This is a genomic window from Mucilaginibacter sediminis (assembly GCF_051903035.1).
Lineage (GTDB): Bacteria > Bacteroidota > Bacteroidia > Sphingobacteriales > Sphingobacteriaceae > Mucilaginibacter.
In genome coordinates this window covers 2,539,087-2,551,711 of record NZ_CP170602.1, presented here as the reverse complement: position 1 = coordinate 2,551,711, position 12,625 = coordinate 2,539,087, and the positions used below count along the sequence as shown (strand labels likewise).

Below are 12,625 nucleotides of genomic sequence, written 5' to 3'. Positions count from 1 at the left end.
CCTATGCTAAAATGACACCACAGCAACGCTGATCTGCCACAACCAATGCCATAATATCTAACCTCACAAATCAAATCATTATTACCAACCCGTGACCTCCGTCCACCACCCGTTTACTTACATTTGCAGGTAAATTATCGAATTTAATGATGAAGAAAATAGGATTTTTATCATTCGGGCATTGGTCCAACCATCCCGCGTACCAGGCCCGTACCGCTGGCGATACCTTGCTGCAGTCTATTGATCTGGCTGTTGCCGCGGAAGAAATTGGTTTGGACGGGGCTTATTTTCGGGTTCATCATTTTGCGCGGCAGCTGGCATCGCCATTTCCGTTGCTTTCGGCTATCGGGGCAAAAACCAGTAAGATTGAGATTGGAACGGGCGTTATCGATATGCGTTATGAAAACCCCATGTACATGGTAGAAGATGCCGGCGCTGCCGACCTGATCTCGGGCGGGCGCTTACAATTGGGCATCAGCCGTGGTTCGCCCGAGCAGGTTATTGAGGGCTGGCGTTATTTTGGCTACGAGCCTGCTGCCGGAGAAAACGATGCGGATATGGGGCGAAAAAAGGCCCTGGACTTTCTGGATAAATTAAAAGGTGCCGGGTTTGCCCAGCCTAACCCTTACCCAATGTTCCCGAATCCGCCCGGCTTGTTACGGCTGGAACCGCATTCGGAGGGCTTGCGGGAACGTATCTGGTGGGGAGCTGCATCAAATGCAACCGCGGTTTGGGCGGCCGAACAAGGCATGCACCTGCAAAGTTCGACCCTGAAATTTGACGAAAGCGGCAAGCCTTTCCACATCCAGCAGGCAGAACAGATCAGGCTATATAAAGAAGCCTGGAAAAAAGCCGGGCATCAGCGCGAAGCGAGGGTTTCGGTAAGCCGGTCCATTTTTGCACTGGTAACCGAGCAGGACAGGCTTTACTTTGGCCAACAGGGAAAAGGTGCCGACAGCTTTGGTTACATCGAGGCTGATAAACGTGCAGTCTTCGGCAAAAGCTATGCAGCCGAACCCGACCAGCTCATCAAAGAACTGGCCCAGGACGAAGCGATACAGGAAGCAGACACTTTGCTGCTTACTATACCGAACACTTTGGGCGTTGATTACAATGTTCATGTGCTATCGGCCATTTTAGAGCATGTTGCCCCGGCATTGGGTTGGCGATGAATAAGCTTAATACGCCGCCGTTGGTGCCTCCGGAACGAACAGCGGCGTAGTTCGTTTTATTCCAAACTTTAAACAAATACAAGGTAGCATTTTTGTTTTTGCCTGATCAATTACCTGATATAAATCACGCCTGGCTTGCCGGCCACGGGCGGCGGTGGTACAAAACCTTTGCGCGAGCCGGGCTCAAGCGTCCAGATGTTGATTACATCGGGGACTGATTTGTTTTGCTGTTGCTTTTTAATCACTTCCAACTGGCAAATGGACGATACGGCTACCGCCAGGTTCATGTCGTCTACATAAAAGCCATCTACAGCAAACCTAACGTCTTCTTTTATATCCAGCCAATCTTTAATTTCTTTAAACGACCGCGTTTTTATTTCAATTCCTTTTTTAAGGTTTATGAATAAAATTCCATCTTTAGAAAGGTTCCTGAACTGCGGCGGAATATTTTCCGTGCCCTTAAAAACGTTGATGGCCTCAATATCATTAGGGTTAATGTTTAGGCCGCTGCCAATAATTTGGTTATTTATTACATACAAGGGTATTCGTTGCCTTGCATCTGGTAAGTGCCGGTAAACTGTATCGGCTTGTGCCTTAACAAGCACAGTACTAAAACAAAGCAGTATAAATCCAAGTCCTTTTTTTAATGTCAGGTGGTCAAGGTTCATCATCATAAAATTGAATTTAATACAGGATGCAGTTATGCCTTAATTTCCATAAAAATACTTTGATCAAATAATTTATCAGCGCGCTAACCCCGGTAAGCCCGTCGTGTTCCCAAAATGGCGTTTTTACATCTTCTTCATAAAATCCAAAACCGAAAGGAAGTAACTTTCTAAATTTAAATATGGCTCTTCGCCAGGGATCCAGTTTGCGAATTTCCAGTACTGCCATTTGCTATTAGCTCCCTTCGGCGGAATCAGGAAAAAATATTGTTCATCATTCAAACCGCCAATTACTATGGCTCTGTTTAATTGCTCACCCACATTAGCTAATATGCCCTTATTCCACACCTCCAATAAAAAGGCGTCTACATATTTCAGGTAATTGATTTTGTCTATTGTTTCAAATGTTGGCTCTGTAGCATCGCGCGGTGTGAAAAATCCATTTGTGATTGATAGAAATCTTTTATAATCGTCGGGTAATTTAATTCCTAATCTACTTTCTGCTGCAAGTATTGCTTCGTTAGAAGCAGCTGTTGTTCCTAACCAATTTGACTTTATTTGTTCATCAGTAAATGTTGTTCTATTCAGTTGAATTGCCAATTTCGAGATTTGCTGGAGGATAGTTTTCATTAAAAATTAAGGGCTATAAGATTTCCGGTACGGAAAGATACAGAATCTTTCGAAGATGACTTAACAGCACCTTTCATAAACCCTTTTCTTCTCCTATAAAAAGGAGTTTTTTACCCTGCCGGATAAAATGGCGACACGCTATTTTGCAGCAACTTAAAACATCAGATTATGACAACATCAACAATTAAATTATTGCCGGACCCACCGGCCCCTAATGGGATTAATGACTTTCCGCTTCCGCCGCCGGCAAAAGTAATATTGAAAGTACCCCTGCCCGATCAAACCATAGTTATCAAAGAAATTCAGATGGTGGGCTTTAAAATTATCTGGGAAAAACGACTTACCAACCAGCAATTGGAATTCAAGCAACAATGGGTACGTGTAAACAGTTGCACCATTACACCTGATACACCTTTTTCGCAGGAAGACTCGGTAAGTATTGGCGTAGCGCTAAGTGTTGGCGCCCGTGAGGAATTTTCGGCCTCGCTTGGTTTAAAAGTGGCATCGTTTATAGATATAGGCGCAAAACTGACCCTGGAACTTTCGGCAGAAGTGACACTTGCCGAGGTGGTTACTAAAAAGAAAACCTTCAATGCCAAAACGCAGGTGCCGCGGGCATCCTTTATGTGGTGGCAACTCAAAAGTACCTACACAGTTACCGGGCATCGTACTGTGGTTATAAAAATAGATGGAAATGAGCAGATTGCTGAAAATGCCGACTTTTCAAATCCGCTGGTGTGCGATGAGGACGTTAGTATGAGTACTCAATTCCCGGCTTCGGCAAAAGCAGAATTTACGGTTTTTGATATCTAATATGCCCCCGTGCGGTTAAATATGAGGTAAACTATAAAAGCCTTTGATTGAAAGATTAAAGGTTTTTTTCGTTTTTAAATTTATGTCATAAATCAGACACTAAAAATTATCCCTCACTTGGTTAAAAACGATTTACTTCCGACCTTTGAATTAAATGTTGTAACATTTAATTCAAAGGTAATATAATGGAAATAGGAATAGATAGCTTTGCTTCGGCGATGTACGGCAGTAACGAGTTGAGCGGCGTTGATGCGATGGAACAACTGCTTGACCGCATTGCTTTTGCTGATGAGGTGGGTTTGGACGTTTTTGGGATTGGCGAACATCATAAAAAGGAGTTCCTGGATTCGGCCACTGCGGTGATCCTGGCCGCTGCTGCCACGCGCACCAAACGGATTAAGCTTACAAGTGCGGTAACTGTACTAAGCGCTGCAGACCCGGTGCGTGTGTACCAGAGCTTTGCCACGCTTGATTTGATCTCAAAAGGCCGCGCCGAAATGGTGGTTGGCCGCGGGTCATCTATTGAGGCCTATCCTTTGTTCGGTTTCAGCCTGAACGACTATGATGCGTTATTTAAGGAGAAATTGGATTTGCTGCTTAAAGTTAGGGATAGTGAATTTGTTACCTGGTCGGGCAGGTTCCGTGCTCCATTGGCCGATCTGCCGGTTTATCCCAGGGCTTTACAACCAAAGTTGCCGGTATGGTTGGGCGTGGGTGGTACCCCAGAGTCGTTTGCACGTGCCGGTACGCTGGGGCTGCCCTTGATGGTGGCCGTTATTGGTGGCGAAACGCACAGGTTCAGGCCCCTGGTTGATCATTACCGTGAGGCCGGCCGTCGGGCAGGTTTCAGCCCTGAGCAATTAAAAGTGGGCCTGCATTCGCCAGGTTATGTGGCAGCAACCAACGAGGAAGCGATTGCCGACTATTACCCCGGCTATGCAGAGCTTTGGACTAAGCTGGGCCGCGAACGCGGATGGCCGCCGGTAACCAAAGCGCAATTTGATAGCCTGGCAGCGCCAAAAGGTGTTTTAGTATTAGGCAGTCCGGAACAGGTAGCCGAAAAGCTGCTGCGCCATAGCGAAGCATTGGGGGGAGTAGATCGGTTTACCTTCCAAATGGATAATGCCGGGTTAACACATGCACAGTTAATGAGCTCTATCGAACTGATTGGCAAAAAGGTTATTCCGCTGGTTAATGGCGATTAGCTGAATTGCAATACACCCGTAACAGGTAATTGAAAATACCCGCGTGAGGATATGTTAGGTTAAGAAAATAGAAGGGCGAATAATATCTAACACTGAATTTCGAATTTCCAACACCGAAGTTTTTCTTCATTATTCGATATTGGGACATTCGGTGTTCGATATGAAGCTATCCTTAATTCCTTAACTTAAATTGGGATACCAGTCAACATCGTTTTGATAATTTTTATTTTACGACGATCTGGTTAGTAAACATTGATATAGTCTCGGTACTGGCACGGTGGGCGGTTACTTCGAGCGTAGTTGTGCCGCTTCCTTTTGCGGTAAACGTCCAGATATCCTTACCAAAATCGCCTATTAAGCCCGGGTGTACGCCTACATTTTCCTGATGGCTCACCAATGTTAATACCGAAGTGTTGTACTGTGGCGTGTTAAACTGGTAGCCGCCATCGCCGGGGTTGCCTAAGGTTAACGAAATGGTTTGCCCTATGGAAACCGAGGCTTTGCTGCCTGCATCGGCCGTAGTTAGTTGCTTAACAATACCTTTATCTCCCATGTTTTTATCCTTATGGCAAGCCATTATAGCCATACAAGCTATGATACATGTAAAGTTGTAAATTAATTTCATGATAAGTTTAGTTTGTTAGTTTATAAATGTAAGCGCATTATATTAATAACCATTATATATCATATATACGTTGTTACGATACTAAACGCTACAGTCAATACCTATTAAGAACAAAAATTAAGCTTGAAAATACCAGCTACAGACCCGGACAAAACAAACAGACGGTATTTTTTTCGACGCTTGGTTGCATAACTGATAAAAGCGTTAAGTATCGAATTGTTAATATGATATTAAATACTGTAACAAATTTATTATATTACACTTAAGCAGCTGTCAAATTAATAAAAATTTGGTTTTACGGTTAAAAATGGTTTAATTACTGAATAAATATTAACCGATGCCTGTCCATTATCCAACTAAAATAGTACTTTGTTTTGTTGTTGCCCTGTTGTATAAAACCGTATCTGCACAATCTTCAGATAGTTTGGCTTATGAGGCCGCGCTAACCAATACAACAAACCGGTTTTACCAGGGCGTCGGTGAGCAATCCCGGTTGTATAACGGCCTGGTTTATGACTCTTATGACTCATCTATTAAAGGTAGCCCTTACCTTGATGATATTGATGCCTGGCGGCCAGGCTCGGTTGAATATGATGGGCAAAACTTTGAAAATGTATCTATGATCTATGACCTGTACACCGATCAACTGGTGGTACTGCTGTACAATCACGCTTCGCCAATTGCTTTAATAGCCGATAAAGTTTCCAATTTTGATTTACACCAACGACATTTTGTTAGGGTGCCTAATAGTAATGGCGGCATAAAGGCCGGTTTTTACGAACAGCTTTATGGCGGCAAATCGCAAGTAATAAAAAGGACCGAAAAATTGCTCAAATCTACATCGGGCAGCAACGGCAGGGAGCGGTTTTTTGTACCCTTTAAAGAGGCACCCGATTATTACATCAAAAAAGGGTCTGTTTATTATAAAGTGAGCAACCAAAGTTCGGTACTCGACCTGTTTGCCGACAAGAAGAAGGAACTTAAGCAATATATAAAAGACAAGCACTTACAGTTTGTTGACCTGCCCGAACTGGCGCTGACTTCAGTAACGGCTTATTATGATAGTATAACCCAATAATATGAAAAAATTTTACCTGGCTATTATTCTTTTATTGGCGGTTAAACTATTGCATGCACAGGTTACTTCAAAAAGCATCAGTGTTAATTTTCAACAGGCCGATATTGATCAGTTTGCCGGCGACCTTGAGGCTAAAACAGGTTACCGGTTTTATTACGACCGTACCCAGTTTGATAGCTTGAAAATAACGCTACAGGTAAATAACCAGCCGCTGGAAGAGGTGCTTAGGCAGGCTTTTCATAACTCTGCCTTTCAATATGCTATAGTTGCATCAAAAATGCAGGTTTTTTTAACCCTTGGTAAAGAGATCCGTACGCAGCCGGCCGAAGGTTATTTTAATGTAAAACCGGGGCAAAGCAAGCCGGTTACGCCATCGCCTGTAATTGATTTTACAACGGCGCCCGTTAAAAAAACGGTAATTGAATCAACCATCGAAAACAAACTGTATGAGATTGGTATAAAAAGCAACGAGTTAAAACCCGGCAAAGCAGCTTTATCAGGCTATGTAAAAAGTGCCAAATCAGGCGTGCCTATTGCAGGCGCAAGTATTTATGTAAGCAATACCAGCATTGGGGTTACAACAGACCAGTTTGGTTATTTTACACTGGCGCTGCCGCGCGGCAAACAATTGCTGATAGTTAAAGGGATAGGGATGAAAGATGCGCGCCGACAAATTATGCTTTATACCGATGGTCAATTGAATATTGAACTTCAGGACCAGGTTACCACGTTAAAAGAAGTAAAAATATCGGCAGATAAAGTGGCTAATGTACGCAGTACCGAAATGGCTGTAAGCAGGCTGGATATTAAAAGTATAAAACAGGTGCCCGCTGTTTTTGGCGAGGCCGATGTTTTGCGCATTGTATTAACCTTGCCCGGTGTACAAACTGTTGGCGAAGCCACAACCGGGTTTAACGTAAGAGGGGGCGCTGCGGATCAAAACCTGATACTGCTTGATGATAAAACGATTTATAACCCCGCCCATTTTTTTGGTTTCTTCTCGGCCTTTAACCCCGATATTGTAAAAGGGATTGAGTTGTACAAAAGTACCATCCCCGAAAAATTTGGCGGGCGTTTATCATCGGTATTGGAAGTTACCGACCGTGAGGGCAATAAAAAGAACTTTACAGGTTCGGCAGGTATAGGCCTGCTTACCAGCAGGCTTAATGTTGAAGGGCCTATTGTGAAGGATAAAACGTCGTTCATTTTTGGCGGCCGTACCAGCTATTCAGATTGGTTACTAAAATTATTGCCGGCGGAGTACAAACACAGCCATGCGTCGTTTTATGATTTTAACCTCGATTTAAGTCACCAGGTTAATAAGGATAATAACATTTATATTACTACCTATTTAAGCAACGACAATTTCAGGTTAAACAGCGATACCACTTATAACTACAGCAACAAGAACGCCAACATTAAATGGAAGCATAATTTTAGCAGTAAGTTATACAGCTTGTTAAGCGTTGGTTACGATAGCTATAAATATGATATTGCCAGTACAGCAAACCCTGTTAATGCCTACAAACTTAAATTTGGTATTAATCAAACCAATTTTAAAGCCGATTTTACCTACTACCTTAACCGCAACAATACCCTTAATTTTGGTTTAAGTTCTATTTATTATAAACTAAACCCGGGGAGCGAAACGCCCAATAGTTCATCCTCGTTAATAATACCCGATAAGATAGCGGATGAGCAGGCCCTGGAAAGCGCCTTATACCTGGGCGATAAAATAGACATTACGCCAGATTTTACCATTAGTGCAGGTGTCAGGTATTCGCTGTTTAACTACCTTGGCGCGCAAACCGTGCGTAATTATGCGCCCGGATTACCGCGTACCTCGCAGAACGTTGTTGATAGCACCAACTATGGCGGCGGCAAAGTAATAAAAACATATTCCCGACCCGAAATCAGGGTTTCTGCCCGTTACAATATCCAGGATGACTTGTCATTAAAGGCCAGTTATAATACGCTTGCGCAGTATATTCACCAGCTTTCAAACACCACCGCTATATCGCCGATTGATATTTACAAGCTAAGCGACCCCAACATCAAACCACAGTATGGCAGCCAGGTATCTTTTGGTATATTTAAAAACGCGCAACAAAACACCATCGAAACTTCGGTAGAGGTTTATTACAAACACATCGATAATTACCTGGATTATAAAAGCGGGGCAAAACTGGTAATGAGCCATGCCATTGAGCAGGAAGTTTTAAATACCCAGGGCAAGGCCTATGGTGTTGAGTTATCTGTTCGTAAAACTACCGGCAAGTTAAACGGCTGGGTTAATTATACTTACTCGCGCACATTTTTAAAGCAGGACGATGCCATTGCCGGCCAACTGATAAACGGCGGGGCATACTACCCGGCCAATTACGATAAGCCACACAGCTTTAATTTTACCGGTAATTACCGCATAACGCACCGTTACAGTGTTTCGCTGGATGTTACTTATAGTACCGGCCGGCCCATAACATTACCTATTGCCAAATATTATTCAAATGGAGCCGAGCGTGTATTTTACTCCGGACGGAACGAATACAGAATTCCGGACTATTTCAGGTCCGATTTTTCTATCAATATAGATGGTAACCATAAAATACACCAAACCTTCCATAATTCATGGACGGTAGGGGTGTACAATTTAACAGGAAGGCAAAATGCATATTCAACATTTTTTCAGCAACAGGGCGGGGTAATTAACTCGTACCAGCTATCCATTTTTGCCAGGCCGATACCGTTTATAAATTATAATATAAGGTTTTAATGTTGATGAGAAGGACAAATGACAGCGAGGTTGATTTATTTAACAATGCTATTGAGGGATTAATACGATGAAAAGGATACTAAATATATTATTAGTATTAATGGGAGCAACGGCTTGTAAAAAGCAAATCACCATTGCTCCCTCGGCCAAAGTAACCAGCTATTTGGTAGTTGATGGCAATATCGCATTGGGCGATTCAACCACCATAACATTACGCCGTACGGTAAACCTGGATAGTAACGCAAAAGCCAACCCCGAATTGGGGGCTGTAGTTACTGTTGAAAGCGCAGGCGGAGCAATTTACAAATTGATTGGTAAAGGTAACGGAACTTATGTGTCGGCGCCGTTAAACTTGTCTGCTGCCGAAAAATACAGCCTAAAAATCACCACGGTAAACGGTGGGAAATATGCTTCGGATTTTGTACCGGTAAAAAACTCGCCGACAATTGACAGTGTGAGGACTGCCATAACCAATGTTGGCTTGCAAATTGGGGTTGATACACATGATGCAACTAATAATAGCAAATATTACAGATGGGAATATACAGAAACCTACCAGATTCAAAGTGCGTTTGAATCATTAATTACAGTGGTTCAAAACCCAACGGCGCCCCCGCCCGATTTTCAGTATGTCCGGACTCCTGCACAAAAAATATATAATTGTTGGATAAGTGACACCTCCAACACTATAATTACCACTACAACGGCCAAACTTTCAGCTGATAAAGTAAGTAACGCACCACTGGCGTTGATTCTCGCTAACTCAGAAAAACTTAGATTCAGGTATAGCATGCTTGTAAAACAGTATGCAATTACGTCTGATGCATATAACTATTTTGAGTTGTTGAAGAAAAATACAGAACAGATTGGCGGAATTTTTGACCCGCAACCATCAGAGCTAACAGGCAATTTGCATTGTATCAGCAACCCTAACGAGCCTGTTATCGGTTTTGTTACCGTAGGACAAGTAACCCAAAAACGAATTTTTGTTGATAAAACAAGCCTGCCGGCAAATTGGGTGGCCGAAACTCCTTACGGCAGCTGCCATTTAGATACATTGCTTTATGCCCGTAAGGTAACAAGCACCATTCCAAATATCCCTCCCATATATATTAATGAAGTATACAATCTTATTTATTCGGGTATAACATTATCGGTTGATTATGCGCCAGGAGGCTACACCGCATCAACACCTATTTGTGTTGATTGTACCTTGCGTGGCTCCAATAAAAAACCATCATTTTGGAAATAAGACAACACCAAACCATGAAAAAAATTACCAGTATTTTTTTCGCAATAGCGATCATGTCAATAACCAGGTTGTTTGGGCAGGTATTACCCGAAGTGCAGGCCAATTTTAATGATTACACATCAAACGCGCTGCAGGAAAAGTTATTTGTACATACCGATAAAAACGGCTATACCGCGGGGGAAGTACTTTGGTTTAAAGTATATAATGTGGATGGTGTTTTTATTAAACCCATTGGTTTAAGTAAGGTGGTTTATGTTGAAGTACTTGATGATAAGCAAACGCCGGTTTTACAAACAAAAATTGCCATGAAGGATGGCAGCGGTAACGGATCATTGTATATCCCGGTAAATTTACCAACGGGTAACTTTGTATTGCGGGCTTATACCAGTTGGATGAAAAACTTTAGCCCCGATTATTATTTTTCAAAAAAGCTGGTCATTATAAACCCGCTGAAGAGCCCGGAAAAGGCAGAAAAAGCCCAATTGGCCGCCTATGATATCCAGTTTTTTCCTGAAGGTGGCCACCTGGTTAGTGGTATGGAAAGTATAGTAGGGGTAAAAGCTGCCGATCAATTTGGTAAAGGCGTAAATTTTAGGGGGGCCATTGTTAATCAGAACAATGATACGGTAGCCAGGTTTGAGCCTTTGAAATTCGGAATCGGCCGGTTTGTTTTTAAGCCTCAAATTAATGCTACCTACCGTGCCCTAATTAAAATTGAAGGGAAAGTAATACAAAAGGATATGCCGGCCATAAGCGATAAAGGCTATGTAATGAGCTTAAAAGATAATGGCGGCGGCCAACTTTCAGTTAGTGTTAATACAAACCTGCCTGATGGCAAAGTTTTTCTTTTTGCTCAAAGCCATCAAGTGGTTAAAGCAGTGCAATCATCTGCTGTAAACAACGGTATAGCCAATTTTATTGTAGATAAAGGCAGGCTTGGCGAGGGGATATCACAGATAACAGTTTTTAGCGCCGATAAAAAGCCGGTTTGCGAACGTCTTTATTTTAAACGCCCAACAAAAAAACTATCTATCGGCGCCAGTGCAAGCGCTGCACAGTACGCTATACGTAAAAAAGCTGATGTTGCTTTAACTGCGCAAGGTGCCGATAAAAAGCCGGTTGCAGCCAGCTTGTCGGTATCTGTTTACAGGATAGATTCGTTGCAACACAACCAACAGGAAGATATCCTGAGTTACTTATGGTTAAAATCGGATTTGAGGGGAGAGGTTGAATCGCCGGGGTATTATTTTAACGATCAAAACGCGGCAGTTACCCAGGCTGCAGACAACCTGATGCTTACCCAGGGCTGGCGAAGTTTTGCCTGGGACGATGTGTTAAATAAAAAAACACCGGCTTTTAATTTTTTACCCGAGTTAAATGGCCCGGTTATTACTGCTACCCTGGTTAATAAATTGAATAACCAACCCGAAAAAGATATCCAGGCCTACCTGGGCATACCTGGTAAACATATCCAGCTATATGCCGCTAAAAGTGATGCACGTGGTAAACTGGTATTTAACATGCGTAACTTTTACGGGCCAAATGAAATTGTTGTTGAAACCAATACCGCTGTTGATACCAATTACCGGATAGATGTATTGACACCATTCTCTGACCAGTTTGCTAAAGCGGCAACGCCGCATTTTGACGTTACACCAGGCCTGCAAACAACTTTTGAAGATGCAGCATTAGCCATGCAGGTGCAAAATATCTACAACGGTGCAAAAATGAGGCAGTTCGTCGACTCGTATCCGGATACCACGGCATTTTATGGAACACCATATAAAACTTACCTGTTGGATAACTATACCCGCTTTACCACGATGGAGGAAGTAATGCGCGAATACATCAGGGAGGCAAACGTTTTTCATACCGGCAACCAATTTCATGTAAAAGTGGTTACCGGTATTGGCATAGGTTTCCTGGCCGATGATGACCCAATGATGCTGATAGATGGCGTACCTTTTTTTGATATGAATAAAGTATTTAAGGTTGATCCGCTCAAAATTCGTAAACTGGAGGATGTACCATATAACTACTCGCTGGGGCCATCATATGAGCACGGGATATTTAGTTTTACCAGCTACAAAGGCGACCTTGGAGGTGCCGAAATAGATCCGCATGCTGTGGTACTCGATTATGAAGGGTTGCAGCAGGAACGCCGGTTTTACTCGCCGACCTATGATACCGAGGCGCAGGCTGCCAGCCACATGCCCGATTTCAGGAATGTACTTTACTGGTCACCATCTGTAAATACAGGTGCCGATGGTAAGCAACAATTGTCATTTTATACATCCGATCAACCCGGTACTTATGTTGGCGTAATACAAGGGATAACCCAAAGCGGCGAAGCGGGCAGCCAAACCTTTAGTTTTGAAGTAAAACCAAACTATTCATCACAGATAAAGTAAG

General features: G+C 42.9%; 10 protein-coding genes. 7 read left to right on the top strand and 3 right to left on the bottom strand.

The genetic code is table 11. From position 1 onward, the window contains the following. Nucleotides 1–149 precede the first annotated feature (149 nt). On the top strand, nucleotides 150–1,172 hold the full coding sequence (locus ACFGVS_RS09970) for an LLM class flavin-dependent oxidoreductase (RefSeq protein WP_439699241.1): 1,023 nt from the start codon (nucleotides 150–152) through the stop codon (nucleotides 1,170–1,172). Between the two features lie 110 nt (nucleotides 1,173–1,282). Here the strand turns inward: ACFGVS_RS09970 and ACFGVS_RS09965 are convergent, their stop codons facing one another. Continuing rightward, the gene (locus ACFGVS_RS09965; RefSeq protein WP_439698489.1) at nucleotides 1,283–1,846 is read right to left on the bottom strand and encodes a hypothetical protein; all 564 of its coding nucleotides are present in this window, start codon (nucleotides 1,844–1,846) and stop codon (nucleotides 1,283–1,285) included. 117 nt (nucleotides 1,847–1,963) lie between these two features. Next, the gene (locus ACFGVS_RS09960; protein WP_439698488.1) at nucleotides 1,964–2,467 is read right to left on the bottom strand and encodes an SMI1/KNR4 family protein; all 504 of its coding nucleotides are present in this window, start codon (nucleotides 2,465–2,467) and stop codon (nucleotides 1,964–1,966) included. 168 nt (nucleotides 2,468–2,635) lie between these two features. Between ACFGVS_RS09960 and ACFGVS_RS09955 the strand changes: the two genes are divergently transcribed. Beyond that, nucleotides 2,636–3,280 (top strand): hypothetical protein, encoded by a 645-nt coding sequence (locus tag ACFGVS_RS09955; RefSeq protein WP_439698487.1) that lies wholly within the window; start codon nucleotides 2,636–2,638, stop codon nucleotides 3,278–3,280. Nucleotides 3,281–3,465: 185 nt separating this feature from the next. After that, nucleotides 3,466–4,485 (top strand): LLM class flavin-dependent oxidoreductase, encoded by a 1,020-nt coding sequence (locus tag ACFGVS_RS09950; protein ID WP_439698486.1) that lies wholly within the window; start codon nucleotides 3,466–3,468, stop codon nucleotides 4,483–4,485. Nucleotides 4,486–4,708: 223 nt separating this feature from the next. Here ACFGVS_RS09950 and ACFGVS_RS09945 read toward each other — a convergent pair whose 3' ends face one another. Continuing rightward, nucleotides 4,709–5,110, bottom strand: a complete 402-nt coding sequence (locus ACFGVS_RS09945) for a protease inhibitor I42 family protein (protein WP_439698485.1) — start codon at nucleotides 5,108–5,110, stop codon at nucleotides 4,709–4,711. A gap of 337 nt (nucleotides 5,111–5,447) precedes the next feature. Between ACFGVS_RS09945 and ACFGVS_RS09940 the strand changes: the two genes are divergently transcribed. The 4 genes from ACFGVS_RS09940 to ACFGVS_RS09925 all read left to right on the top strand — a co-directional run bounded on the left by ACFGVS_RS09940 (nucleotide 5,448) and on the right by ACFGVS_RS09925 (nucleotide 12,624). Continuing rightward, a complete protein-coding gene (locus ACFGVS_RS09940) occupies nucleotides 5,448–6,188 on the top strand; it encodes a hypothetical protein (RefSeq protein ID WP_439698484.1) in 741 nt (246 codons plus the stop codon). A gap of 1 nt (nucleotide 6,189) precedes the next feature. Beyond that, a complete protein-coding gene (locus ACFGVS_RS09935) occupies nucleotides 6,190–8,961 on the top strand; it encodes a TonB-dependent receptor (protein WP_439698483.1) in 2,772 nt (923 codons plus the stop codon). Between the two features lie 67 nt (nucleotides 8,962–9,028). After that, nucleotides 9,029–10,213 (top strand): DUF4249 domain-containing protein, encoded by a 1,185-nt coding sequence (locus ACFGVS_RS09930; RefSeq protein ID WP_274212595.1) that lies wholly within the window; start codon nucleotides 9,029–9,031, stop codon nucleotides 10,211–10,213. A 14-nt stretch (nucleotides 10,214–10,227) separates the two neighbouring features. Beyond that, entirely contained in the window at nucleotides 10,228–12,624 is a 2,397-nt protein-coding gene (locus ACFGVS_RS09925; RefSeq protein ID WP_439698482.1) for a hypothetical protein, read from the top strand. Nucleotide 12,625: the final 1 nt, after the last annotated feature.